The 25,107-nt window shown below is 69.3% G+C and carries 25 protein-coding genes and 1 tRNA gene; 21 read left to right on the top strand and 5 right to left on the bottom strand.

Annotated elements, in window-relative coordinates; translation table 11 throughout:
- Positions 1-11: 11 nt before the first annotated feature.
- The 5 genes from DFR50_RS15500 to DFR50_RS15480 all read left to right on the top strand — a co-directional run bounded on the left by DFR50_RS15500 (position 12) and on the right by DFR50_RS15480 (position 4,107).
- Positions 12-998 (top strand): S1 family peptidase, encoded by a 987-nt coding sequence (locus tag DFR50_RS15500; protein WP_147262779.1) that lies wholly within the window; start codon positions 12-14, stop codon positions 996-998.
- A gap of 473 nt (positions 999-1,471) precedes the next feature.
- Positions 1,472-1,795 (top strand): XdhC family protein, encoded by a 324-nt coding sequence (locus tag DFR50_RS15495; protein ID WP_113890187.1) that lies wholly within the window; start codon positions 1,472-1,474, stop codon positions 1,793-1,795.
- Entirely contained in the window at positions 1,795-2,499 is a 705-nt protein-coding gene (locus tag DFR50_RS15490; protein WP_113890186.1) for an XdhC family protein, read from the top strand. The genes DFR50_RS15495 and DFR50_RS15490 overlap by 1 nt, the downstream gene beginning before the upstream one ends.
- Positions 2,496-3,500 carry a molybdopterin-binding protein gene (locus DFR50_RS15485; protein WP_113890185.1) on the top strand — a complete coding sequence of 335 codons (1,005 nt, stop codon included), beginning with the start codon at positions 2,496-2,498 and terminating at the stop codon, positions 3,498-3,500. Before DFR50_RS15490 ends, DFR50_RS15485 begins: the two co-directional genes overlap by 4 nt.
- Positions 3,493-4,107: a nucleotidyltransferase family protein gene (locus DFR50_RS15480; RefSeq protein WP_113890184.1), complete on the top strand. Its 615-nt coding sequence runs from the start codon at positions 3,493-3,495 to the stop codon at positions 4,105-4,107. Before DFR50_RS15485 ends, DFR50_RS15480 begins: the two co-directional genes overlap by 8 nt.
- 255 nt (positions 4,108-4,362) lie before the next feature.
- Here DFR50_RS15480 and DFR50_RS15475 read toward each other — a convergent pair whose 3' ends face one another.
- A complete protein-coding gene (locus DFR50_RS15475) occupies positions 4,363-6,603 on the bottom strand; it encodes a CHASE2 domain-containing protein (protein WP_170153233.1) in 2,241 nt (746 codons plus the stop codon).
- 351 nt (positions 6,604-6,954) lie between these two features.
- On the opposite strand from DFR50_RS15475, the gene DFR50_RS32120 reads away from it, so the two are divergent.
- Entirely contained in the window at positions 6,955-7,179 is a 225-nt protein-coding gene (locus tag DFR50_RS32120) for a hypothetical protein (RefSeq protein WP_170153232.1), read from the top strand.
- Positions 7,180-7,201: 22 nt separating this feature from the next.
- Here the strand turns inward: DFR50_RS32120 and DFR50_RS15470 are convergent, their stop codons facing one another.
- On the bottom strand, positions 7,202-8,149 hold the full coding sequence (locus tag DFR50_RS15470; RefSeq protein ID WP_113890182.1) for a sugar-binding transcriptional regulator: 948 nt from the start codon (positions 8,147-8,149) through the stop codon (positions 7,202-7,204).
- Positions 8,150-8,474: 325 nt separating this feature from the next.
- Here DFR50_RS15470 and chlG point away from each other — a divergent pair, with 325 nt between their 5' ends.
- Complete coding sequence (gene chlG / locus DFR50_RS15465) at positions 8,475-9,392, top strand: chlorophyll synthase ChlG (RefSeq protein ID WP_113890181.1); 918 nt, start codon at positions 8,475-8,477, stop codon at positions 9,390-9,392.
- Positions 9,393-9,514: 122 nt separating this feature from the next.
- Here the strand turns inward: chlG and radC are convergent, their stop codons facing one another.
- Both radC and map read right to left on the bottom strand, forming a co-directional pair.
- Positions 9,515-10,351, bottom strand: a complete 837-nt coding sequence (gene radC, locus DFR50_RS15460) for a RadC family protein (protein WP_113890180.1) — start codon at positions 10,349-10,351, stop codon at positions 9,515-9,517.
- Positions 10,348-11,181 carry a type I methionyl aminopeptidase gene (gene map, locus DFR50_RS15455; protein ID WP_245427817.1) on the bottom strand — a complete coding sequence of 278 codons (834 nt, stop codon included), beginning with the start codon at positions 11,179-11,181 and terminating at the stop codon, positions 10,348-10,350. Before map ends, radC begins: the two co-directional genes overlap by 4 nt.
- A gap of 133 nt (positions 11,182-11,314) precedes the next feature.
- Between map and DFR50_RS15450 the strand changes: the two genes are divergently transcribed.
- The 13 genes from DFR50_RS15450 to DFR50_RS15390 all read left to right on the top strand — a co-directional run bounded on the left by DFR50_RS15450 (position 11,315) and on the right by DFR50_RS15390 (position 23,004).
- A complete protein-coding gene (locus DFR50_RS15450; RefSeq protein WP_113890178.1) occupies positions 11,315-12,067 on the top strand; it encodes a competence/damage-inducible protein A in 753 nt (250 codons plus the stop codon).
- 170 nt (positions 12,068-12,237) lie between these two features.
- Positions 12,238-12,735: a xanthine phosphoribosyltransferase gene (gene gpt, locus DFR50_RS15445; RefSeq protein WP_113890177.1), complete on the top strand. Its 498-nt coding sequence runs from the start codon at positions 12,238-12,240 to the stop codon at positions 12,733-12,735.
- Positions 12,736-12,797: 62 nt separating this feature from the next.
- A tRNA-Leu gene (locus DFR50_RS15440) sits at positions 12,798-12,883 on the top strand.
- Positions 12,884-13,259: 376 nt separating this feature from the next.
- Complete coding sequence (locus tag DFR50_RS15435) at positions 13,260-14,120, top strand: GntR family transcriptional regulator (protein ID WP_113890176.1); 861 nt, start codon at positions 13,260-13,262, stop codon at positions 14,118-14,120.
- The gene (locus DFR50_RS15430) at positions 14,044-15,075 is read left to right on the top strand and encodes a BMP family lipoprotein (RefSeq protein WP_113890175.1); all 1,032 of its coding nucleotides are present in this window, start codon (positions 14,044-14,046) and stop codon (positions 15,073-15,075) included. The genes DFR50_RS15435 and DFR50_RS15430 overlap by 77 nt, the downstream gene beginning before the upstream one ends.
- A 22-nt stretch (positions 15,076-15,097) precedes the next feature.
- Positions 15,098-16,636: an ABC transporter ATP-binding protein gene (locus DFR50_RS15425; RefSeq protein WP_210208914.1), complete on the top strand. Its 1,539-nt coding sequence runs from the start codon at positions 15,098-15,100 to the stop codon at positions 16,634-16,636.
- Complete coding sequence (locus tag DFR50_RS15420) at positions 16,633-17,664, top strand: ABC transporter permease (protein WP_113890173.1); 1,032 nt, start codon at positions 16,633-16,635, stop codon at positions 17,662-17,664. The genes DFR50_RS15425 and DFR50_RS15420 overlap by 4 nt, the downstream gene beginning before the upstream one ends.
- Positions 17,661-18,563, top strand: coding sequence for an ABC transporter permease (locus DFR50_RS15415; protein ID WP_113890172.1), 903 nt, complete (start codon positions 17,661-17,663; stop codon positions 18,561-18,563). The genes DFR50_RS15420 and DFR50_RS15415 overlap by 4 nt, the downstream gene beginning before the upstream one ends.
- Positions 18,560-19,126 carry a cysteine hydrolase family protein gene (locus tag DFR50_RS15410; RefSeq protein WP_113890171.1) on the top strand — a complete coding sequence of 189 codons (567 nt, stop codon included), beginning with the start codon at positions 18,560-18,562 and terminating at the stop codon, positions 19,124-19,126. The genes DFR50_RS15415 and DFR50_RS15410 overlap by 4 nt, the downstream gene beginning before the upstream one ends.
- Positions 19,123-19,980 (top strand): carbohydrate kinase family protein, encoded by an 858-nt coding sequence (locus tag DFR50_RS15405; RefSeq protein ID WP_113890170.1) that lies wholly within the window; start codon positions 19,123-19,125, stop codon positions 19,978-19,980. The genes DFR50_RS15410 and DFR50_RS15405 overlap by 4 nt, the downstream gene beginning before the upstream one ends.
- 3 nt (positions 19,981-19,983) lie before the next feature.
- On the top strand, positions 19,984-20,721 hold the full coding sequence (locus DFR50_RS15400; protein WP_113890169.1) for a nucleoside phosphorylase: 738 nt from the start codon (positions 19,984-19,986) through the stop codon (positions 20,719-20,721).
- Positions 20,722-20,767: 46 nt separating this feature from the next.
- Positions 20,768-21,535, top strand: coding sequence for a sugar isomerase domain-containing protein (locus DFR50_RS15395; RefSeq protein WP_113890168.1), 768 nt, complete (start codon positions 20,768-20,770; stop codon positions 21,533-21,535).
- Between the two features lie 11 nt (positions 21,536-21,546).
- Positions 21,547-23,004, top strand: coding sequence for an aldehyde dehydrogenase family protein (locus DFR50_RS15390; RefSeq protein ID WP_113890167.1), 1,458 nt, complete (start codon positions 21,547-21,549; stop codon positions 23,002-23,004).
- Between the two features lie 330 nt (positions 23,005-23,334).
- Here the strand turns inward: DFR50_RS15390 and DFR50_RS15385 are convergent, their stop codons facing one another.
- Positions 23,335-24,363 carry a LysR substrate-binding domain-containing protein gene (locus DFR50_RS15385; protein WP_113890166.1) on the bottom strand — a complete coding sequence of 343 codons (1,029 nt, stop codon included), beginning with the start codon at positions 24,361-24,363 and terminating at the stop codon, positions 23,335-23,337.
- Positions 24,364-24,644: 281 nt separating this feature from the next.
- Here DFR50_RS15385 and DFR50_RS15380 point away from each other — a divergent pair, with 281 nt between their 5' ends.
- Positions 24,645-25,094 (top strand): (2Fe-2S)-binding protein, encoded by a 450-nt coding sequence (locus DFR50_RS15380; RefSeq protein WP_113890165.1) that lies wholly within the window; start codon positions 24,645-24,647, stop codon positions 25,092-25,094.
- The last annotated feature ends 13 nt before the right edge of the window (positions 25,095-25,107 follow it).

The raw sequence follows: 25,107 nt of genomic DNA, 5'->3' as shown, positions 1-25,107 counted from the left end.
GAGGTCTCCGCTTGAGGAGCTTTCTTGCTACCTTACTGAGCATGCTCGCGTGTCCAGGTCTCGCTGCAACCGCAAGCGACATTCTCGCGAACAACACTCATGGAACTGTATATCTTGAAGTCACCGACTCGGCCGGGCAATTTATCGATAGCGGAACAGGTTTTATCGTCTCTCACGACGGCTATATCGTCACGGCCGCTCATATCAAACCTGCTGCCGGGCAAACCCTATGGGCAGTAATCGGTCAGAGGCAAGGAACGCGTTTTCCGCTTCAGTCACGCGAAATAGATGAAGCATCGGACGTCGCGGCGTGGCAACTCCCGCAATCGGCATCGTGTCGTTATGCGGTGACCATGACAACGGCAGACGTTCATCCGCTGGACCGGGCGCTGGTGATCGGCTTCCCAGGCCAGGACGGCCTCACTCCGGCACAAATTAACATCAACAATGTTTCTACGCCGGACGGGCTCTATAAGGCCGACGGTTTTCTTCGGAACGGCTACAGTGGCGGTCCGGTATTCAACGAATCTGGAAACGTAATTGGGCTTGTTCACAGCGGCACGCCTGCTGGCGGCAACAATGATCTGATACCAATCGCGCTTGCTTTGAATCTTTTGAAGAAGAGGGGTGTTCGCGTCGGCATCGATGTAGGCGTTCCTTATGACAATGCCTGCTACGCGTCGTGTCGCGCGCCATCTCACGGCGTCGAGAGATGGAGCTCGGAGACGCCTTGGACCTCGAACAGCGGCGAACTACCCGGAGGCCACAATGAATCGGATGAATGTGCTAAATTGATTGTGTCGACGTTAGGCGGCAATCCAAATGCGCGTATAGATCTACTTCCTGGCTCAGGCGACCCGAGCAAAGGAATGTGGGAAGAATCGCACAAAGATTTGATCGGTCAGATGCACTATACCTACTACTGTCAAGGCATTCTGCGAACTGGACCAGTTTACGTTGAGAAGCAATCGGCGGCCTGTGGGCTTTGGAGTCAATGAAGTGGTTGCTCTCGTAGTCCGATGTCGGCGATGCGTTCGGCCCAGAGTGGCGAAAAGTCGGGCTTGCGCCGCTCGGGTCACCTTACGAATGAATGACGCCGAAACTTCGGATTGCGGCGGTTCGCGCAGCGTGACCGAGCCGCGGATATTGTTAATTCCTGGCGAAAACGTTGCATGCGATCTGGGAACGTCCGGATAGCCTACCGCTCGCGCCGTTCGCAGTCGCTTTCTGCAAGGGAAACTCTACGTCGAGACCGGCCGTCGGAGTTCCCAGGTCGGAATACCCGCATTGGGCGGAGTGTGCGCGTTCCGGACCGGGTTGCGGACGGCAGGCGTGTCCGCCAGAACGGACGTCGGAACGGGATCCGCGTCCCCTCCCGGGCCGGGCGACCGCTTCGCCTGAGAACGTGGGCTTGCAGGCCGGCCGCACCGGGGCCATCCTGCCGACCCAACGACGGGGAGGAACGCACGGCATGATCTCACGCGAGGACGACGTACTGGCGGCGGCGGAAGCCTGGCGCGAGGCGGGACGGGGGGTGGCGGTGGCGACGGTGGTGGAGACCTGGGGCTCGGCGCCGCGGCCGGTCGGGTCGCATCTCGTCATCGACGCCGACGGCGATTTCCTCGGCTCGGTCAGCGGCGGCTGCGTCGAGGGCGCGGTGGTCGAGGAGGCGGGCGAGGTGATCGCCACCGGCGCGCCGCGCATGCTGGAGTTCGGCGTCGCTGACGAGACCGCCTGGCGCGTCGGCCTGTCGTGCGGCGGCCGCATCCGGGTTTACGTCGAGAGGCTCGACTGATGCGGCTCGATGTCCTGAAGGCGATGAACGCGGCGCGGCGCGAGCGCCGGGCGGGCGTGATGGTGACGCGCTTCGACGACGGCAGTCAGCGGTTCGTCGAGGCGTCCGGCTTCGCCGCCGACCCGCTCGGCGAGCGCCTCGACCAGGCGTTGCGCATGGGCAAGAGCGGCGCGCTCGCCCTCGACGGCGTCGAATATTTTCTCACCGTCCAGGCGCCGCCGCCGCGGCTCGTGCTGATCGGCGCGGTCCATATCTCCCAGGCGCTCGCGCCGATGGCCCGCATCGCCGGTCTCGACCCGACCGTCATCGATCCGCGCACCGCCTTCGCCACGCCCGAGCGCTTTCCCGACACGCCCGTGGTCGCGGAATGGCCGGACGAGGCGCTGGCGACCGCGCCGCCCGATCGCTACACCGCCATCTGTCTGCTCACCCACGATCCCAAGATCGACGATCCCGCGCTCGTCCTCGCGCTTCGGGCCGACTGCTTCTACATCGGCGCGCTCGGATCGAAGAAGACGCACGCCAAGCGGATCGAGCGCATGCGGGCGCTGGGCTTCGACGATGAGGCGCTGGCGCGCATCCACGCGCCGATCGGCCTCGACATCGGCGCCGTGAGCCCGGCCGAGATCGCGGTGTCGATCATCGGCGAGGTGGTCGCCTCGCTGCGCCGGAAGCCGCTGCGCACGGAGGGACGGGCGCCGTGAAATTCGGCTCCGTGCCCATTCACGAGGCAGACGGCGCAATTCTGGCGCATTCGGTCCGGATCGACGGCCTGACGCTGAAGAAGGGCGACGTCGTCACGCCCGATCGCCGCCGGCGGCTCGCCGAGGCCGGCGTCGCGAGCGTGATGGCGGCCCGCCTTGAGGACGGCGACGTTGGCGAGAACGACGCCGCGGCGCGGCTCGCGAGCCGCCTCGCGGGGGCCCACACGCGCTCGGCGGCGCCGTTCACCGGCCGGGTCAATCTGTTCGCCGAGGCCGCCGGCCTCGCGCTGTTCGACCGCGCCGCGATCGACCGGGTCAACGCGATCGACGAGGCGATCACCGTCGCCACCCTGCCGGCGCACCGTCCGGTCGAAGACGGCGACATGGTCGCGACCGTCAAGATCATCCCGTTCTCGGCGCCCGCGGCGATGCTCGAACGCGCGCTCGACGCGCTCGGGCCGGCGCCGGCGGTTTCCGTCGCGCCGTTCCGGCCGTTGCGGGTCGCGGTCGTCTCGACCCTGCTGCCCGGCCTCAAGGACAGCGTCGTCGACAAGACGCTGCGAGCGCTGAAGGCGCGTCTCGCGCCGACCGGCGCGCGCGTGACCGACCACGTCGCCTGCCGGCACGACGCCGCCGCCCTGCTCGAGGCGCTTGGCCGCGTCGAGCCGCAGGCGGACGCGCTCGTCGTGTTCGGCGCCTCCGCCATCACCGACCGGCGCGACGTGATCCCGGCGGCGATCGAGGCGTTCGGCGGGCGGATCGAGCGGTTCGGGATGCCGGTCGACCCGGGCAACCTGCTCCTGCTCGCCGCGCGCGGCGGCAAGCCGATCATTGGCGCGCCCGGCTGCGCGCGCTCGCCCAAGGAGAACGGCTTCGACTGGGTGCTGCAACGGATCCTCGCCGGGGTGCCGGTGGCCGACGCCGACATCCGCGCCATGGGGGTCGGCGGCCTCCTGATGGAGATCGCCTCGCGGCCGCAGCCGCGCGAGCCTCATGAGTAACGTCGGGGCCGTCGTCCTGGCCGCGGGCCGTTCCTCGCGCTACCGCGCCGCGGGCGGCGCCGAGGCGACCAAGCTCGTGGCCGAGCTCGGCGGCAGGGCGATCGTGCGGCGCGTGGTCGAGGCGGCGCTTGCCTCGCGCGCCCGGCCGGTGGTCGTGGTCGTCGGCCATGCGCGCGAAGCGGTCGAGGCGGCGCTCCTGGGGCTGCCCGTCGCCGTCGCCTTCAATCCGGACTTCGCCGCCGGCGTCGCCTCCTCGCTGGGCGCGGGCCTGCGCGCGCTGCCGCCCGACGCCGACGGCGCGCTCGTCCTCCTCGGCGACATGCCGAATGTCGGGGCGGCGTTGCTCGACCGGCTGATCGGAGCGTTCAACGCCGCGGCCGGCGCGGCGGCGGTCGCGCCCGTGGTCGCGGGCCGGCGCGGCAATCCGGTTCTGCTCGCCCGGACGCTGTTCGCCCAAGCGATGCGGCTCGAGGGCGACGAAGGCGCGCGCCGCCTGCTCGCGGGTCTTGCTCCCGGCCGCGTGACGGAGATCGAGACCGTCGGCGCCGACGCCGCCTTCGACGTCGATACGCCGGAGGATCTCGCCGCCTCGCGCGCGCGGGATTGACGGGATTGACATTGCCGCAAGGCCGTCACCCGGTTGCGGAGCGAACGGTTTCGTCGGGTCCGCGAGCAAGCCGTCGACCGCTCGCAGGGGACGCGCCCGCGCCGGCCGCCGGTTCGGCGCGCATGGCGGTCGACGCCTTCACGATCGCCACGGTCGGCGGCCGGATCGGGACGACGGCGCACGGCGGCGTCGGCCTGCGCCGCCTTTTCTGAGTTCGAGCGCGGCGTCCGGCCAGCGGCCGCGCCTGCAGACCGGCTATTTCTCGTCCAGCGCGATCATCGGCGCCCAGCTTTCCGGAAGCGCCTGCGCGTCGAGCGCCGCGAATCGCCGGAGGCAATATCCGTACAGTCCGGCGACCTCCGCCGGCGCGAGCGGCGCGGCCTCCTGCGCGAGCGTCTGCGCAGCAGCGAATTTCCGCGCCCGGTAGGCCGCCAGCATGTCCTCGTGCAACGCCGCGAGGCGGCGGAAGTCGTCGCTCTCGGCATAGGCCGGGCCGCCGGCCAGCGCGAACAGCGCCACCGCGCGGGTCTTGTTCTTGAGCTTGACCCGATCGATCTCGAGCCAGGCGAACTCCGCCGCCTCGTCGCGCGTGGCGGCGCTCGCGACGATGTCGACGCCGAACTGCTTGGACGAGCCCTCGAGCCGGGAGGCGATGTTCACTTCGTCGCCGAGCGCGGAATAGTCGAAGCGTTGCAGCGAGCCCATGTTGCCGACGCTGCATTCGCCGGTGTTGAGGCCGATGCCAAACTTCACCGGCTTGAACGGGCGATCGGCCTTGGCCGCGCTCTCCCGCCAGTCGCGATTGAGCTCCGCCAGCGTCTCGCGCATCCTCAGCGCCGCGCGGACGCCGTGAATCCCGTGCGCGGCGTCGTCGAGCGGCGCGTTCCAGAACGCCATGATCGCGTCGCCCATGTATTTGTCGACCGTGCCTTCCTCGCCGAGGATGATGTCGGTCATCGGCGACAGATATTCGTTGAGGAACGTCGACAGCTCGACCGCCGTGAACCCTTCCGACAGCGTGGTGAACGAGCGGATGTCGCAGAACATCACGGTCAGGTCGCGCTTCTCGCCGCCGAGCTTGAGCTGCTCCGGGTGTTCTGCGAGCCGCGCCACCACCGCGGGCGACACGTAGCGGCCGAACGCTGAACGGATCTCGCTCACCTGCTGGCGCTTCTGCCCGTAGAGCTGGCCGACGCCGGCCAGGAACACGAAGCCCGCGGTGACGCCCGGCGTCACCGGATCGATCAGCACGCCTTGGTGGGCGAAGGCGGTCCAGCTGAGGACGGCGAAGCCACCGGCCGCGACGACGAGCATGACGGCGGTGGCGTAGATCGGGAACAACGGCAGAAGGACGGCGAGCAGCAGCGACAGCGCCGCGCCCGCCCAGATCTCCGCGCCCGGGGCCCAGTCGGGCCGCTCGAGCGTCGCGCCGGCGAGCATCTGCCCGATCAGATTGGCGTGGGCCTCGACGCCCGGCGTCGACGGATCGAGCGGCGTGGCGACGATGTCGGACAGGAGCGAGGCGCTCGCGCCGATCAGCACGAGCTTGCCGGAGAGGTCGGAGAGATCGGCGTCGGGCTGCAGCGCCTTCCACGCGGGGACGACGCGCCGCGGGTCGGACTTCGCGAACCACACGCGCAACAGGCCGTCCGCCTGCACGGGCACGACGACGTCGCCGTCCTTGATCGAATCGATGACTTCGCTTTTTCCCGCCGTGCTTCCGGCGGCGGTGGTCGACTTGACCACGTAGCCGGACGCCCCCTGGGCGACCCGCAGCGTCTCCAGCGCGAGGCTCGGCTGAAGCTGGCCGTTGACGTTGAGCAGAAGCGGCACGCGCCGCACCACGCGGTCGTTGTCGGGAAGCCAGTTGAGGAAGCCGAGGCCGGCGGCGGCGTCGCGCAGGGCGCCGATCGGCGGCAGCACGCCTTTGAAAGTGTAGACGAAATCGGCCGGCGGGTCGCCGACGTAGGAGAACCCGGCCTTGCTCGTGAGGCTCGCCTGCGCGCCGTCGTGCGTCGCCGTCAGATAGACGCCGAGCGCCACCGGACGGCCCTGGACCGCGTGAGCGAGCGCCGTGTCGCCGCTCACGCCCTCGGCGCAACGCGACGCCTGGTCGGGGCCGCGGCCGCCGGCCGCGCAGGCCGCGGCGTCGCCGCCGGTCTCGTCCGGCTCGGAAAACACGAAGTCGAACCCGATCCCGGCGACATTGGCCTTGACGAGCGCCTCGACCAGGTCCGCCATCTTGCGCCTCGACCAGGGCCAGCGGCCGATCAGGTGGATCGACTCGTCGTCGATGTCGACGATGCGGACAGGCTCGTCGAGATCGGACGGCCTCGGCTTCCAGCGCTGGTACTGGTCGAACACGATGTTCTCGAGGCTGCCGCGCAACGGCGCGGCCAGCGCGCCGATGAGCAGCGTGAACGCATAGGCGCCGACGACCACCAGGACGTAGGAGCGCCATTTCCTCAGCCTGCGCAACGCGCCAACAGACGCCATCGTCCCCGCCGGACAAGACGCGAAGGCCCGCGCCCCGCTCCAGGCGCGCGATGCTAGCCAAACCGCCCGCGCGGTCAACACGCGGGCGGCGCATCGGGCCATCAGAATCGGACGACCGCGGGCGCCGAGGATTGCGCGGCTTGCGATGGAACCGGGGCGGATGGTTGGGCGTCTTTGCAGACGCGACCGCCGGTCCCGCGCCGCGCTCGCCGAGCGCGGAAAAAAAAGCGCCGGCGCCCGGAGATCCGCCCCGGTCGCTTCCGATGCGTCAACGCTTTCTACACGTTTGCCTTCGATCCTTTTCAGTTGACGCAACGTCATCCGCAGCAAACCCCTCCCCGGGAGCGCGCCTTGAGCAACTTTGCCACCAACCAGACGGACCTGCGCCCCTCGGCCTACGTTGCCGAACTTCATCGAGGAGACTGGCGCGTCGTCGTTCCCGTTCGCGGAAAGCTCTCGCCGCGCATCGCCCAGCGCTCTTTCGCCAATCAGGGCGACGCCAGCGCCTGGCTCCAGAGCGAAGCGGGCATGCACGCCGTCAAGGTCCTCGGCCTGCGCGGCGGGCGGGACCTCTGAGGAGGCTCGCGGCCGGCCGCCGTCACCGTTTCGCGAGCAGAGCGCCGGCGTTGCGCTCGTCGGTGACCAGCGTGGTGACGAAGCCGCCGCGGACGCCGGCGTGGATGACCTCCTGCTCGAGGGCGCCTCCCCCCACCGCGAGGCGCTGCGGAATCCCCTTGAGCTCGTCGAGCGACAGGCCGATCGGGTGGATCGAGGGCGGCGGCGCGACCGGCTGGCCGTCGCGGTCGATCCAGCGGCAGGCGATGTCGCCGACCGCGCCGCGCGCGCGCAAGAAGGCCTGCTGGTCGGGCGTGATGTGGCCGAGCCTGAACAGCGTGCTGTCGCCGGGCGCGGCGCCGAAGCCGTAGACGGCGAGCGAGGCTTTCCGCGCCAGGTCGAGGGCGGAGCGGACGCCCGGATCGTTGGCGAGGCCGAGCGCCGTCGCCTCGTCCCGCACGGACACGGGCGCGAGCAGCGGCCGCGCGGGGGCGGCGAAGCATTGGCCGAGCCGTCTCGTCACGTCGTTGGCGTCCGCGCCCGGCGTGGCGTTGTACAGGCCGCCGGTCATGGCCACGACCTGCGCGCCAGCGAGCGGATGCTGGCCGACCAGAGCATCGGCCATGGCGAGCAGCGTCGCCCCGCCCGCGACCGCGACGATCGCGTCGTCGCCGACCATCTGGACCAGCAACTCCGCCGCGGCGTGGCCGAGCCAGCGCTGTTGCGTCGCCTCGTCGGCGGCGTCGGGAACGATGCGCGCCCGCTCGAGCCCCCAGGCGCGCTCGAGCGCCCGCTCCGCCTCGAAGGTTCCCGCGGTCACGTTCAGCGAGATCCGGACGAGCCCCTCGGCCTTGGCGCGCTGGAGGAGGCGCGTCACCGTGCTGCGGCTCACCCGCAGTTCCTGCGCGATCTCGCCCTGCGTCCGGTCTTCCTGATAGTAGAGCCAGGCCGCGCGGGCGGTTTCGCTGCCCTTCCTGTCGAAATCGCTCATGGCCCTGCCTTGCCCGCATCGGCGCGCGCCGCCATTCCTTCACCGTCTGACACAAAGACGCAAGGAGAAAACATCTGCTTCATTCGCTTGCGGACCGGGGGCCGGGCATTCCAGGCTGGACTCGCCCTCGGACCGCCGACGATCGAGGCGGCCGCCTTTTCGCGCGAGGGCCAGAGTCGGGCGCCGGCGTCCCGACCAGAGCCGCGTCAGCGAGTCGCGGTCCCGGCGGCATGGCCGGTGTCAAGCGTCATTGACATAGCCGCTCGCAAGCGCTGAAAGTCGGCGCGATGGACCTTGACGGCGCCGCGGCGCCGGGGATGGTGGCTTGAGCACACGGTCGAACACCCCCCTCGCGCCTCACGCGGCCTATCCGGCCCCGTCGGCCGTGCTCGAGCTCCTGAAGCCGGTGACATGGTTTCCGCCGATGTGGGCGTTCGCCTGCGGGGTGGTTTCGTCGGGCGTCCCGGTGCTCCCCAACGCCTACACCGCGATCGTCGGCGTCGTTCTGGCCGGGCCGCTGGTGGTCGCCACCAGCCAGGCGATCAACGACTGGTACGACCGCGACGTCGATGCGATCAACGAGCCGCAGCGGCCGATCCCCTCGGGACGCATCCCGGGCCGGTGGGGCTTCTACATCGCCTGCGTCTGGACGGTCCTGTCCACGCTGGTCGCCGCGACGCTGGGGACCTGGGTGCTGATCGCCGCCGTCCTCGGCCTCCTGCTGGCGTGGATCTACAGCGCCCCGCCGCTGCGGCTGAAGCAGAACGGCTGGTGGGGCAATGCGGCTTGCGGTTTTTCCTACGAGAGCCTGGCCTGGATCACCGGCGCAGCGGCGATGCTGGGCGGCGCCCTGCCGCCGCTGCCGGTTCTGGCGATCGCCATCCTCTACGGCGCCGGCGCGCACGGCATCATGACCCTGAACGACTTCAAGGCCATCCGGGGCGACCGGGAAATGGGGATTTTGTCGCTGCCGGTGCAGCTCGGCGCGGATCGCGCGGCGTGGGTCGCCTCCGCCTTCATGGCGGCGCCGCAGATCGTCGTGATCGCGTTGCTCCTCGGCTGGGGGCGCTTCGTCGGCGCCGGGGTCGTCGCGCTCCTGTTGATCGCGCAGCTCGCCATGATGCGCCGGTTCCTGCGCGCGCCGGTCGAGCGGGCGCTCTGGTACAGCGGGTTCGGCGTGCCGCTGTACGTGCTCGGCATGATGGCGAGCGCCTTCGCGCTGCGGGCGTTCGCGGCCGGTTAGCGCCGCCGATCCCGATCGGGCTGCCGGGGCGGGCGGCTGTCGCGGCGTCGCTGTCGACGCGGCCGCTGGCCACGCGCCGCGGGCGGCGAGACGCCGCCCCTGCCGCTTTCGGCGACATCCGCCTAGATCAGTCGCAGGCCCTTGAGCGAGGCATGGCCGTCGCGGCCGACGATGATGTGGTCGTGCACGGTGAGGCCGAGGGGCTTTGCGATCGCCATGATGTCGAGCGTCATCTTCACGTCCTGCGACGAGGGCGTCGGGTCGCCGGACGGATGATTGTGGACGAGCACGATCGCGGTCGCCGACAGTTCGAGGGCGCGACGGATCACCTCGCGCGGATAGACCGGCGTGTGGTCGACCGTGCCCGAACCCTGGACCTCGTCGGCGATCAGGCCGTTCTTCTTGTCGAGAAACAATATGCGAAAGATCTCGCGGGTCTCGAAGCCCATCGACGTCCGGCAATAGTCGAGCACCTCGCTCCAGGAGCCCATCGCCAGCCGCTTCCGCGCGACCCCCCGGGCGAAGCGCTGCGCGGCGGCCTCGACAATCTTGAACTCGGCGACCGCGCGTTCGGAGACGCGGAGATCCTCGGCCCTGACCTCGGCGAGACGCTCCGGGGCCGCCGCGATCGTCTCGGCGAACGAGCCGAACCGGTCGACGAGCGCCTTCGCCAGCGGCTTCACGTCCTTCTGCGGAATGGCGTTGAAGAGGATGAGTTCGACGAGCTCGTAATCGGCGAGCGCCGCCGCGCCCGCTTCGAGCAGCCGCGACCTGAGACGCGCGCGATGCCCGTGAAAATGCGGCTTCGCGGCGTCGACGGCCTCCCCCGCCGGACCGGGCCCGCCGTCCGGCGACAGCGCCGGCGCCGCGCCGCTCCCCTCGGCGAGCTGGCCGCGGCGACCCCCGCGACGCCCGGGATCGCGCCCGGCGGCGCGTCCGCCGCCGGCGGCGCGGCTCATCCGAGCGGCGCGCGGTCGGCGCCGGTCGGCGACAGCGTGAAGATCTCGCAGCCGGTCTCGGTCACGCCGATGGTGTGCTCGTATTGCGCCGACAGCGAGCGGTCGCGCGTCACCGCCGTCCAGCCGTCCGACAGGATCTTCACCCCGTAGCCGCCGAGGTTGATCATCGGCTCGACGGTGAAGAACATGCCGGGCTTCAGCGGCGCGCCTTCCCCCTTGCGGCCGACGTGCAGGATGTTCGGCTCGTCGTGGAACAGGCGCCCGAGGCCGTGGCCGCAGAAGTCGCGCACCACCGAACAGCGCTCGCTCTCGGCGTAAACCTGGATGGCGTGGCCGATGTCGCCGGTGGTCGCGCCGGGCTTGACGGCGGCGACGCCGCGCATCAGCGCCTCGTAAGTGACGTCCAGCAGGCGCTGCGCCCGCCGCGGCGGTTCGCCGGCGGCGAACATGCGGCTCGCGTCGCCGTGCCAGCCGTCGACGATGAAGGTGACGTCGATGTTCAGGATGTCGCCGTCGCGCAGCGGCTTGTCGTCGGGCTGGCCGTGACAGACGACGTGATTGATCGAGGTGCAGATCGACTTGCGGTAGCCGCGGTAGTTGAGCGGGGCCGGATAGGCGCCGTGGTCGCGGGCGAATTCGAACACGAATGTGTCGAGGGCGTTGGTGGTGACGCCGGGCTTGACCAGCGGACCGATCAGGTCGAGCGCCTCGGCGGTGAGCCGGCCCGCCTTGCGCATGCCCTCGAAGTCCTCGGGTCCATGGATGCGGATTTGTCCGCTGCGCCGGGCGGGCTTCTCCGCCGCCGGAACAAAAATCGTGGAAGTCGTCACCAGAGTTCCTTTGCCGCTTGTCCCGTCCGCCGCTACAAATATGCTTTCCCGGGCGCTTCAGACAAGTCGGAAGAGGCGCTTTCCCGCCGGGAAAGTCCGGGACGGCGCCGCCGGGCCCAGGAGAAGGAAAGACATGTCCGCACCCACGACCGTGACCGCCGCCGTCCTGGTGATCGGCGATGAGATCCTGTCCGGCCGGACCAAAGACAGGAACATCGGCTACATTGCCGAATATCTCGGCAAGATCGGCGTCGACCTCAAGGAGGCGCGGGTGGTGCCCGACGTCGAGGAGGAGATCGTGGCCGCGCTGAACGCGCTGCGCGCCCGCTACGATTACGTCGTCACCACCGGCGGCATCGGCCCGACCCACGACGACATCACCGCCGACGCGGTCGGCCGCGCCTTCGGCGTGCCGGTGATCGAGGACCCGCGCGCCCTCGCCATCATGCTCGAGCGCTACGCGGAGGCCGACCTGACGCCGGCGCGCCGGCGCATGGCGCGGATGCCGGAAGGGTCGGCGCTGGTCGACAACCCGATCTCGCGGGCGCCCGGGTTCCGGATCGGCAACGTGTTCGTGCTCGCCGGCGTGCCGTCGGTGATGCAGGCGATGCTGGACGGGGCGGCGCGGGAGATGCGCACCGGCGCGATCATGCAGGTCGAGCCGATCGAGGCCGGCGCGGCGCCCGAGGGGCTCTACGGCGACGCGCTCGGCCGCATCGCCGAGGCCAACCCGGCCGTGTCGATCGGCTCCTATCCCTCGTTCAAGGACGGGCGGTTCATGAACCAGATCGTGGTGCGCGGCAAGGACGCGGCGGCGGTGAAGGCGGCGAAGGCGGCGGTCGAGGCGATGCTCGAGGCGATCCGCGGCGACGGCAAGCCGCTGTGAGGGGTTTCACCACAAAGACACGAAGAAACACGAAGAGAGCCTTGGTGTTTCTTGGTGTCCTTGGTGGTGATGACCTTCGCCGAAAGCTGTTGACGGCCGCGCCCCCGTCTCGCGCCGGCGCCGCCCGCTTGCTATGAGGGGCCCCGTTTCGAGCCAAGGAGCCGCGTCCCATGTCCTCCCCCCGCGACAAGGCTTTTCCGGTCTCGTGGGACCAGTTCCACCGCGACGCGCGCGCGCTCGCCTGGCGGCTGGCCTCGTCCGGTCCGTTCGACGCGCTGGTGGCGATCACCAGGGGAGGCCTGGTGCCGGCGGCGATCGTGGCGCGCGAGCTCGACGTGCGGGTGATCGAGACGGTCAGCATCGCCTCCTACCACGACTACAAGACCCAGGGCGGCCTGAAGATCCTCAAGGCGATCGCGCCCGAGGTGGCCAAGCTCGATTCGGGCGCCAGGATCCTGATCGTCGACGACCTCGTCGACACCGGCGCGACCGCCAGAATCGTGCGCGAGATGCTGCCGAAGGCGCATTTCGCCACGGTGTACGCCAAGCCGCTCGGGCGACCGCTGGTCGACACCTTCATCACCGAAGTGTCACAGGACACCTGGATCTATTTCCCTTGGGACATGGGCCTCGCCTTCCAGCCGCCGATCGCCAAGGACGGGGCGTAAGGCGCCGTCCCGCCGCCCGGCTTTGCGTCGGGGCGGCGGCTGTGACATGGATCGCTGCGCATGCGGACGTGGCGAAACCGGTAGACGCAAGGGACTTAAAATCCCTCGGCCAAAAGCCGTGCGGGTTCGATCCCCGCCGTCCGCACCACGATGTCGAATCGTTTGACAAACGCCGCAAGCTGATCGTCTTTGCCCTTGCGACGAGGCCCGTTACGCGGTCACTCGCCCTCTTGGTTGTCGCGCCCGAACCGGCGGGAAAACGCCGTCGCGGCCGGGTCTTCCAATCGGCTTCAATAGCCTCCAGCACCCGGGACTGAGCGCCGGGCGCGGCGCCGCTATGCTGAGCCGGCGGCGATGATCTCTGCAAGAATGCGGGACCCGAGGTCCCGGGATTCCGAGGCGGGCGCCAGCGGGTCTTTTTGAACAGGCGCCCGCGTCGCAGGCGCCTCGCGCACAACATACGGACTTGCGCCGCCGCCGGGCCCGCGCCATACTTGTCCAGTCAACCGCATGACTGGACACACATGGCGGACGCCGTCAGAATCGACCCCGCCGCGCCTTCCGGGCGCCCGCTCTACCTCCAGCTCGTCGACTGGCTGCGGGCGGACGCGGCGGGGCGGAAGCCGGGCGCGCGGATCGACAGCGAACCGCAGCTCGCCCGACAGTTCGGAGTGAGCCGCTTCACGGTGACGCGCGCCATCGAGATCTTGGTGGACGAGGGCCTGTTCACCCGCCGCCAGGGGCTCGGCACGTTCGTCGCGCCGCCGCGGCTCAAGCGCGCGCCGACCTATCTCGCGAGCTTCACCGAGGCGATAGCGGCGCAGGGTCGCTCGGCTTCCCATCGCCTGCTCCGCTTCGGCCCTCTCGAGGCTTCCGATGCCTGCTTCCCCTACCGTCCGGGCGCAGCGCTGATCGGGCTCGACCGGCTACGCCTCGTCGACGGAGCGCCGACGGCGATTCATCATTCGGTGCTGGAGGCTTCGCTCGTCGAGCGGATCGGCCTGACGAAGGCGATCGCCGCCGACCCGCGCTTCTCGCTCTATCGCCTGTTCCGCGAGGCGGGGCTCGTGATGGATCGCGGGGTCGAGACCATGCAGGCGCGTCGCGCCACGTTGAAGGAGGCGCGCCTGCTCGAGCTCGACCGCGACCGAGTCGTCGTCACCGTCCGGCGCGAGACCTACGCCGCCGACGGCTCGCTGATCGACGTGGACGACACGGTCTACGACGCACGCAGCTACGCCTACGAAACCGAAATCCGGCGCAGCGTCGCGGCGGACGCGCGTCTTACCCAGCCAAAGGAGACAGGCCATGCTTCGAATTCGAATGATCAGCGCTCTCTCGGCCCTCGCATTGGGCCTCGCAATCCTCCCGGCCGGGGCCGCTGAAAAGCCGGTCGCCCTGATCATCGCCCAGGGCGGCCTCGGCGATCAATCCTACAATGACCTCGCCTATTCGGGTTTCAAGAAGGCGCTCGCCCAGGACAAGCTCGAGGGCAAGGCCGTCGAATCGAAGGATGTCGTCGCGCAGGCCGCCGACATCCTGAGGCGCGCTTCCGACGCCGGCTTCGGTCTCGTGGTCGATCTCGAATATTCGCATGGCGACCCGCTGGCCGCCGTCGCGAAGGATTATCCCGATACCGATTACGTGATCCTCAACCAGGTGAAGCCGGGCGCGAACGTCGCCTCGATCCTGTTCCAGGAACAGGAGGGCTCCTATCTCGCCGGCGCCCTCGCCACCCTCGTCGCCAAGGACGCCTCGATCAAGGGCATGAGCGGCAAACCGGTGATCGGCGTCATCGGCGGCACGAAATCCGTCGGCATCGACAAGTTCATCGTCGGCTACATCGAGGGGGCGCGCGCCGTCGATCCGAATGTCGAGGTGAAGGTCGCCTATTCGAACAATTTCGGCGATCCGGCCCTGGGCCTGCAGATGGCCAAGGCGATGTTCGACGGCGGCGCCAACGTGGTCTACCAGGTCGCGGGCGGCACGGGCCTCGGCGTCATTCAGGCGGCGAAGGACGCCGGCAAGTTCGCCATCGGCGTCGATACCGATCAGGACGGCGTCGCGCCCGGCGCGGTGCTCACGAGCATGATCAAGCGCACCGACGTCGCGGTCGAGACGGTGATGAAGGACTACGCCGGCCACGCCTTCCCCGGCGGCAAGACGGTGACGCTCGGCCTCGCGCAGAACGGCGTCGGCCTGTCCCCGATGTCGCATACCAAGGACAAGATTCCGGCCGCGACCCTCGCCAAGGTCGACGACCTCAAGACGAAGATCCTGTCGGGCGAGATCAAGGTCTGGAACGCCGTGGATCAGGGCTACCCGCCCTTCTTCAAGTGACGCGAGACGGACGCGTTCTCCCGTGACCCCGGCTCCCGCCGTCGCGGTTCGTATCGGCGCGCGCGCGCTCACGCGCCGCTACGGCGCGCTGGTCGCCAACGACGCGATCGATCTCTCGGTCGCGCCCGGCACGATCCATTCCATCGTCGGCGGCAACGGCGCCGGCAAGTCGACGCTCATGCGCATCCTGCAGGGCGTCGATTTTCCCGACGCGGGGACGGTCGTGCTCAACGACGAGCCGGTGCGCCTCAGCGGCCCGGCCGACGCCTTCGCGCGGGGCGTCGGCATGGTCCATCAGGAATTCATGCTGGCGCCGCCTCTGAGCCTGCTCGAAAACCTGATCCTCGCGCGCGAGCCGGTGGGCGCGGCGGGCCTGATCGACTGGCGAAAGGCGGAAGAGGAGGCGGGCAATCTCGCCGCGCTCGCCGGCGCCGCGATCGATTGGCGCCTGAAGGCGGCGGACGCCCCGATCCACGTGCGCCAGATCCTCGAGATTCTCCGCCTGCTCTATCGCGGCGCCGACGTGCTGATCCTCGACGAGCCGACCGCGGTGCTCGCGCCCGCCCAGATCGTCGAGCTGCTGAAGCTCATGGGCAAGCTGAGGGACGAGGGGCGAACCATTCTGTTCATCAGCCACAAGCTCGACGAAGTGATGAAGTGCTCGGACGCCATCACCGTCATGCGCGCCGGCCGGGTCGTCGCGCGCACCACCGCCTCCGACACCAACGTCGACGCGCTCGCGCGCGCCATGGTCGGCGACCACGCCCCGGCGCTGTTGATCGAATCGCGTGAGCGGCCGAGCGGGACGCCGCTGTTTTCCGCGCGCGCCCTGGCGGCGCGAGACCCACTGGGCTTCGAGCGCCTCGGGCCGGTCGACCTCGACATTCGCGCCGGCGAGATCGTCGGCGTGGCGGCGGTCGGCGGCAACGGGCAGGACGAGCTCGTCGCCTGCGCGGCCGGGATTCTGGCGCCGGCCGCAGGCTCGATCCGCCTCGGCGGCGAGGACCTCGCGGGGGCTTCGACAGCCCGCTTCCGCGCCGCCGGCGTCGGCTATGTCAGCGCCGACCGCGCGCACGAGGGCCTCTGCCTCACGGCGTCTCTCGCCGACAACTTCATCGCCGGACGCGAGCGCGACACTGCCTTCTCGCGCCTTGGTTTTCTTCGCCCCGCCAACATCCGCGCCGCGGCCGCGCGGGGTCTGGCGGGGCTCTCGGTGCGCTACGGCTCGGTCGACGATCCGGCGAGCAGCCTGTCGGGGGGCAACCAGCAGCGGCTGGCGATCGCCCGCGAACTGTCCCGCGCGCCCAGGCTGCTCGTCGTCTCCCAGCCGACGCGCGGCGTCGACATCGCCGGGACGGCCTTCATTCACAACCTGATCGCAGATTTCCGCGACCGCGGCGGCGCCGTGCTTCTGGTCTCGGAATCGCTCGATGAGCTGCTCGCGCTGTCCGACCGGATCCTGTGCCTGTTCAACGGACGGATCTCGGGCGAATTGAGCCGCTCCGAGGCTGGGGTAGAGACCGTCGGGCGTCTGATGCTCGGACGAAGAGCCGCGGCATGATGCGCGCGCTTCGTCCCCGCGTCGCCGACGGGCTCGGTGCGGCGGCGCCGTTCGTGTTCGCCCTCGCGATCGGCGCCGTCGTTCTTTTCGCCGCCGGCTTCGAGCCGCTGAGCGTCTATCGCCTGATGATCGAGGAAGGATTTGGCGGCGAGCGACGGATCGCGGCCACGCTCACGGCGTCCACGCCCCTGTTGCTGACCGGGCTGGCGGCGGCGATCGCCTTCCGATCCGGCGTCTTCAATGTCGGGGCGGAGGGATGCTTTTACCTCGGCGGCCTCACGGCGGCCGTGATCGGCTTTTCGGCGCCGTCCTGGCCTTCGGCGCTGGTCCTCGGCGCGGGCCTCGGCGCGGCGGCGCTGATCGGCGGTCTGTGGCTCCTCGGACCCGGCCTCCTGCGCGCCCGGCTCGGGGTGGACGAGGTGGTGACGACGCTGATGCTCAATTTCATCGCGGTCGGGATCACGAGCTGGCTGGTCAATGGACCCTTGCTGGCGCGCGGCTCCGCCAATTCGGCCACCCCCGCGATCGCGCTGAACGCGACCCTGCCGCGCCTTCTCCCGCCGACCACGCTGCATCTCGGATTCGCGATCAGCCTCGCCCTGGTGATCGCCTATGGCGTATGGGGCCGGTTCACCGTCGGCGGCTTCCGGTCACGGCTGGTCGGAACCAACCCGCGCTTCGCACGGGCGGTGGGGATCGAACCAGAGCGGGTCCTGGTCGCGACGATGGTCGTCTCGGGCGCGGTCGGGGGGCTCGCCGGCGCCATTCATGCGCTCGGCCTCGTGCACCGTTTCGTCGGCGGCTTCTCGCCGGGCTACGGGTTCACCGGGATCGCGATCGCGCTTCTGGCGCGCAATTCGGCGCTCGGCGTGATCGTCGCGTCGATCCTGTTCGGCGCGCTCTCGTCGGCGGGCGCCAGCATCCAGCTGTTCAGCAACGTGCCGATCGAAATTGTCCAGATTTTGCAAGGCGCCGTGATGGTCTTCGCGACCGCCAAGCTCGGACGGCTGTGGCGGAGGGCGGGATGATCGACGCGTTCCTCCACGCCGCGATCGTCATGACGACGCCGATCCTGCTCGCCGCGATCGGCGGCCTCGTCAACAGGATCGGCGGGATCGTCAACATCGGCCTCGAGTCGATGATGCTCGGCGGCGCGCTGATCGCGGTGATGGTTTCAGCGCAGACGGGCAGCGCAGGACTCGCCATCCTGGCGGCGCTCGTGACCGGCGCCGTTCTCGGCCTCCTCATGTCGCTCGTCATTACGCGGCTCTCGGCGAACGAGATCATCGTCGGACTGGGCTTCAGCGTGGCGACGGCGGGCCTGGTGCGGTTCTTCCTGAAAAGCGTTTACGGCGTGTCGGGCACCTACAATCCGGCCGGCGTCGCGATGCTGCCGCCGATCGACATTCCCGCCCTCCACGCGGCGCCCGTTCTCGGCGCGATCGTCTCGGGGCAGGACGCGCTGACGTGGCTCGCCTGGGCGCTCGTCCCCGCGACGGCCTTCGCGCTCCGGCGCACCCGCTGGGGCCTGCGCCTGAGGGCGACCGGCGCGGCGGAAGCGACGGTGCGGGCGGTCGGCCTTGCGCCGCTCACGATTCGCGACGCCTCCACGGTCTTCGCCGGCGCGCTCGCCGGGCTCGCGGGGGCGCATCTCTCCATCGGCGTGGTGGGGCTCTTCAACGAGGGCATTTCCGGCGGGCGGGGCTTCATCGCCCTGGCCGCGTTCTATTTCGGGCGATCCTCGCCCTGGCGCACGGCGCTCGGCGCCCTGCTGTTCGGCGGGTTCGACGCGGCCCAGATCCGGCTGCAGGGTCATTGGATTCCCGCCGAGCTCCTGCAGGCGCTGCCCTACGCCATCGTCATTGCGGTGCTGACCGGTCTCGGCCTCGCCGACCGCCGCGCCGAACGCTCGGGAAGGATGGGATGACCGGGTCCGAACCTGCAACCGCGCTCGTTCTCGTCGACGTGACCAACTCCTTCTTTCTGGAGGGCATGCCGAATTTCTATCCGGCCGCCGCCGAGACGCTCGGGCCGCTCCGGGCGCTGCTGGCCAAGGCGCGCGCGGCGGGGCGCATCGTCGTCCATGCCGTCGAGCAGCATTACCCGGGGTTCGACGACTACGAGTGGCGGAAGCTGCCCCGGCACCATGTCATCGGCGACCGGGACGCGGATTTCTTCGCCGGGTTCGAGCCGAGGGGCGAGGTAGAGATCATCTGCCGCAAACGGCGCTTCAGCGCCTTCTTCGCCACCGATCTCGCGCTTTTCTTGCATGAGCAGGCGATCGAGCGCGTGATCGTCGCCGGCGTGAAAACAAACGTTTGCATCCGCGCGACGGCGCAGGACGCTTTCGCCAACGGCTTCGACGTGGTGGTGCCGCGCGAGGCCACCAACTCGAACCGCCCGCATCTCGCCGCAGCCTCGCTCGAGGACATCGACCGCTACATCGGGCGAGTCGTGCCGATCGAACGCGCGCTGGAGATGCTGACGTGAACGTCGCGATCACAGGATACGCGAGCCTCGACTACGCGCTGCGGCTGGACCGCGCCCCCGAGGCCGACCGCACGGCGACGATCCTGTCGCGCGCCGGCGATTTTCCACGTCTCGGCGGCTCGCCCGCTTACGTGGCCGCGGCCATGGCGGCGGCGGGCGCGCGCGGCGCCGCGCCGATCACCTGGGTCGGCGACGACGCGGACGGCGAAAGCTACCGCGCCGCGCTGGCGGCGCTGGGCCTGCGGACGGACGGCGTCGGAATCCGGTCCGGCCGCACGCCCGTCTGCGTCCTCGCCTATCAACCGGACGGCGGCTGCTGCTGCCTCTATCATCCAAGCCTCGCCGAGCCGATCGGTCTCGATGCGGCTCAGCGCGCGCTGGTCGCGGCGGCGGACTTCGTCTGCGTCACGGTGGGGCCCGAGCAGGCGACGCGGGAAGCGCTGGCGCTGACGGGATCGCATGCGATCCTGACCTGGGCGGTCAAGGCCGACCCGCGCGCCGTTCCGCCGGACCTCGCCGCCGCGCTCGCGACGCGCGCGGATATCGTGGTGTCGAGCCGCGGCGAGGCCGACTTCGTGCGCGAGGCGTTTGCGCGCGCCGGCGCGCGCGACTCGGCGCCCTTGCGGATCGAGACGCGCGGCGGCGAGGGCGTCGCGATCCTGCGCGAGGGGGCGGCGCGCCTCGTGCCCGTCCGGCCTGTCGAGGCCGAGGACACGACCGGCGCCGGGGATACGTTTCTCGGCGCATTTCTGGCCGCCTGGAGCGGCGGCGACGTCGAGCGCGCGGTCGAGGCCGGGGCGCGCGCCGCCCGGGCGCTGCTCGAGGGCCGCGCTCAGAAAGTTCAAGGGACCTGATCCATGACGGAAACCGCCTGGTACATCGGCTGCGCCAAGGAGGACGTCGGCGAGTCCGCGCTCCTGACCGGAGACCGCGCCCGCATCGATCGGATCGCCGCGCACCTGAAGGAACCCCGTATCCTCGCCGAGAACCGCGGCTTGCGCACCGTGACGGGGTTGAGGGGCGGGATGAGGGTCACCGCCACCGCCTTCGGCATGGGCGGCCCGATCGCGGCGATCGTCCTGCATGAGTTGTTCGACCTCGGCGTCCGCCGTTTCATCCGCGTCGGAACGGCGATGGCGATGCCGCCGGCCGGGCTCGGCGACATGCTGCTGGCCGACGGCGCGCTCGCGCATGACGGGACGTCGCGCACCTATGCCCCCGCCGGCTATCCGGCCGTCGCGGATTTCGATCTCGGCGCGGCCCTGCGCGCGGCGCTGGTGAAGCGGGCGCTGCCATGGCGGGCGGGCCTGTTTGGCACCTATGATGGATTCTACACCGAATCCTTCGCCCTCAGCGCGGGCGAGGCCGTCGTGATCGACAAGGTGCGCGAGGAGGTTCGCCGCCTCGGCCTCATCGCGACCGACATGGAGACGGCGACGCTGCTGACGGCCGGGCGCGTTCTCGGGGCTCGCGTCGCAAGCCTCTGCCTCGGAACCGTCGATGGTCTGTCCCAGGCCAAGCTCGACGCGGACGCGCTCGCCGCTCGCGAGGCCGACATGTTCGAGATCGCGCTCGATGCGCTCGCCGCCGGCTGAGGCCGGCTTGTTTCCATCCCCGTTTCCTGACGGAGTTTGCCTTCCCATGACCGCCATCGCCGACCGCTATTTCACCGGCCTGATCGAAAGGCTCGAAGCCGTGCGCGCCTCCGAGGGCGAGGCGATCGACCGCGCGGCTTCGGCCTGCGCCGATTCGATCGCCGCCGGCAAGCTCGCCTTCAGTTTCGGCACCGGCCACGGTTCGCTGCCGGCCCTCGAAATGTTCCCGCGCACCGGAACGATCGTCGGTTTCCGACCGATCGTCGAAAGCACGATGATTTCGTTTCACCGCGTCTGGGGGGACATGGGGGCTCGGCAATACCGGTTCATCCACGCCGTCGAGGGCTACGGCAAGGCGATCCTGAAATCGCATCAGATCGACCCCGAGGACACGATGATCCTGTTTTCGCATTCGGGCGTGAACGCGGTGATCCTCGATATCGCGCTGACCGCGAAAGAGCTGGGCATGAAGGTCGTCGCGGTGACCTCGGTGCAGCATTCCTCCGCCAGCCCCTCGCGCCATTCGTCCGGGCGGAAGCTCTACGAGGTCGCCGACGTCGTGATCGACACCCACGCGAGTCTGGCGGACGCTTCGATCCGCATCGACGGGCTCGACGCGCCGGTCGGCGCCAATTCCACCAGTCTCACGATCGCCATCGCCCATGCGATCGTGTCGGCGACCGCGGAGAAGCTGGTGCAGCGCGGCGTGACGCCGTTCGTCATGGTCAATCCGAACACGGCGGGCAAGGAAGCCGCCAATGTCGCGAACGACCGCAACTACGATGAATTGTGGCGCCGGCTGCGGGCGCGGTGAGGACATAAATCATGCGTGATCGCGAACTCTTCATCGGCGGGCGGTGGCGCCCGGCGCGTCAGGGCCGTCGCGCGCTGATTTCTGATCCGGCGACCGGCGACCCGGTCGGATCGACCGCCATCGCCGACGCTGACGACATCGCCGACGCGGTCGCCGAGGCGAAGCGAGCGCTCCCGGGCTGGGCGGCGACCCACCCCGACGAACGCGCTCGAATCCTGCGCCGCGCGGCCGATCTCATCGTGGAACGGCTGGACTCGATGGCCGATCTGCTCACGCGAGAGCAGGGCAAGCCGATTCCGGACGCGGTGAAAGAGATCCGCTTCGGCGTCGAGGTCATCCGCTATTATGCGGAAGAGGGGCGGCGCATCGGGGGTTCGATCCGGGCGTCGGCCCGCTCCGACGCCCGCAGCCTCGTCGTCAGCGCGCCCGTCGGCGTGGTCGGCGCGATCACGCCCTGGAACTATCCCGTCGACATCTACGCCTGGAAAATCGGCCCGGCGCTCGCGGCCGGCTGCACGATGGTCGTAAAACCACCGCCGGAGACGCCGCTCGCCATCGCGCTTGTCGTGCAATGTCTCGCCGAGGCGGGCCTGCCGGCAGGGGTCCTGAACGATCTGCCCGGCTCGGGCGCCGAGGCGGGCGCAGCGCTGGCGTCCCACCCGGACGTTCGCCTGGTGACGGCGACCGCTTCGACCGCCGCGGGCCAGTCGATCATGCGCGCCGCCGCCGCGACGCTCAAGCGCGTGTCGCTCGAGCTCGGCGGCCAGTGCCCGTTTGTCGTGCTCGAGGACGCGGATGTCGCGGAGGCCGCCGCGGCGGCGGCGCGCCGCTCCTTCTCGAACATGGGCCAGATCTGTATCGCCGTGAATCGCATTCTGGTCGCGGATCGCGTCCACGACGCTTTCCTTGAAGCGCTGGCGGTGGAGACGGGCCGGATGAAGCTCGGCCATGGCGTCGAACCCGGCGTCCTCTATGGACCCGTGCTGAACGAGGGCGTCCGCTCCCGCACCCGCCGCCACATCGAGGACGCGCTCGCGCATGGGGGGAGGCTGATCGTCGGCGGGTCGTCCCCGAAAGGCGCCGAGTACGATCGCGGCTGCTTCTTCAATCCGACCATTGTCGACGGTCCCGACGACTCGGCGCTGGTCATGACCGAGGAGAGCTACGGACCGCTCGTCGGCGTGCGCCGATTCCGGGACGACGCCGAGGGGTTGGCGCTCGCCAACGCCCTGCCCTACGGGCTCGCATCCTATGTCTATGGGCGCGATCTCGAACGCGCCTGGGCCTTTGCCGAGAAAGTCGAGAGCGGGGCGGTCGGCGTCAACGTCAACGACACCAGCGAACTCCAGGCGCCGTTCGGAGGCTGGAAGCTTTCCGGGCTGGGACGCGAACTCGGCGTCGAGGGCCTGATGGCGTTTCGGGAGTCCAAGCATATCCGGCTTCGGCTCCGGAACGGCCAATACGGATGACGACGCGACGATCGCGAGGAGCCTCGCGATGAGGCGGCGCCTGACCAGCGCGCCTTCGGGAATCCAAGGCGCGTTGACGACGGCGGACCAGTCGCGCGTGCGGCGCTCGCCCGGCGGGGCGAGGCGAGCGGTCCGGTCGACCGATCTGCGCGCCGCCGAGCCTTGGCGCCGTCGGTCCGGCGCTCCTCCCATCCGGGAGCGGGACGCGGCCTCGGCCCCGCCGAGGCGAAGGCGGATGTCGGCAGGCGCGGATCGCCCGCCCCGATTTCGATCTCTCGGCTGCAGTCGAGACGGTTCGGCGTTACCCGGTAGCGTCCAGGCGCCGCTCGGTCATCCTTGCGCCTTGGCGTGGTCGTCTGCTCCCTTTCCTCGCCGCCCCGTCTGGCCAGCCGGGCTATTCTTATGGACCTCAGGCTCGCTCTTCGTGTCGGGTTTGCTCCGGGAAGCGGCCATGCCGTCGCGTCCGTAACGCTCGCCAGCCCTGCGCATGAGGTCGGCCAGATATTCGGCCATTGGAGTCGACGGCAGATCCCTTCTGCGGACGATGCAAACCGGGGCCGCGGCCATGGGTTCGATGGCGCCGAGGGCGGTGATGCAATTGGCGGTCACGCCAAACTCGAGCCATTGCTGCGGGAGAACGGTCAGGAGATCCGATTCCATGATCGCGACCAAGGTCGCCAACGTCGAACGCGTGTGCATCACGATCTTCGGATCCGCGATCCCCATGTCGCGAAGGACGAATTCGAAGTCCGCTTCGCTGTTCCGGATCGACAGCGCAGGCCGAATCCAGCGCGCCTGGGCAAGATCCGCGATCGATGTCGCCTGCGACAACGGATGTCCCTTTCGCGCCGCGACCACCCGCCGGTGATTGAAGATCTGCTCGACGGCGAGCTGATGGAAGAAATTCGATCGGTTGAACGGGCCGACGTAGAGGTCGACGCTTCCATCGAGGATCTCGTTTTCGACCGCCTGGAACAGCCCCTCGGCGACCTTCAGCAGCGCATCGGGATAACGGTCGCGGAACTTCGACAACACAGTCGGGAAGATGGCCATAATCGAAGCGGCCGAGAGCACCACGGAGACTTGCCCTTTTCCGCCGCCCTTGAGCTGATCCACCTCATCGCGCGCCCGCCGCAGCTCCGAATCGACAATCGTCGCGCGATGCAGAAAGACCCGTCCGATGTCCGTCAGGCGCGTCCCCCGGGCGTGGCGTTCGAACAAGGTTGCGCCGAGCTCGTGCTCGATCTCGCGAATGCTGCGGGTGATAACCGGCTGCGGAATTTTGAGATGGCGTCCGGCCGCTCGCAAGCCTCCGAATTCGGCCACCGCCAGGACGTCCCTCAGATGGCTGAGCTTCAAGGATTTCCTCCGGATTTATAACGGTTTGCGTGATTGGCCGGACGAGCGATACCGGCATGATATCGATACGAATTTTTTGGGCTCGCGACAATGCCCGCCGGCCAGCCTATCGTCGCTGCGCTTCTGCCGATTTACGTATAGGCGCCCGCTTCACTGTCAAGTCGAACGCCGCCCGGAAGAATAGAGCGGCGATCACTGATCGAATGGACGCGCATCAGCAGTAAGAGGCGGTACACGTCCTGGCCCCTTGCGCCAAGGACAATCCAGGGGAGGTTCGGTCGATGACGCAGGTGGCCTTCATCGTCAACGGGAAACCTGTGAGCGTGGACGTCACCGGAGAGCCCCGACTGCTGTGGGTCATACGAGACCATCTCAAGCTCACCGGAACCAAGTTCGGCTGCGGCGCCGGGCTCTGCGGCGCCTGCACCGTTCATATCGATGGAAAGGCGGCGCGATCCTGCCAGGTCGACATCTCGCAGGCCGCGGGCAAGAGAGTCACCACGATCGAGGGCCTGTCGCCCGACTCCGATCACCCGCTGCAAAGGGCCTGGGTCGCCATGCAGGTTCCGCAGTGCGGCTACTGCCAGTCCGGTCAGATCATGCAAGCCGCGGAATTGCTGGCGAACAATCCCAAACCCTCGCGCCAGGACATCGTGCGGCACATGGACGGCAATCTCTGCCGCTGCGGAACCTATCCGCACATCATCGCCGCCATCCAAAGCGTCGCCTGACGGGAGCGAGCAA

Origin of the sequence: Roseiarcus fermentans, assembly GCF_003315135.1 — a bacterium.
GTDB classification, from domain to species: domain Bacteria; phylum Pseudomonadota; class Alphaproteobacteria; order Rhizobiales; family Beijerinckiaceae; genus Roseiarcus; species Roseiarcus fermentans.
Note: the sequence above shows the minus strand (reverse complement) of the source record. Positions and strands in the feature narration are given on the sequence as shown.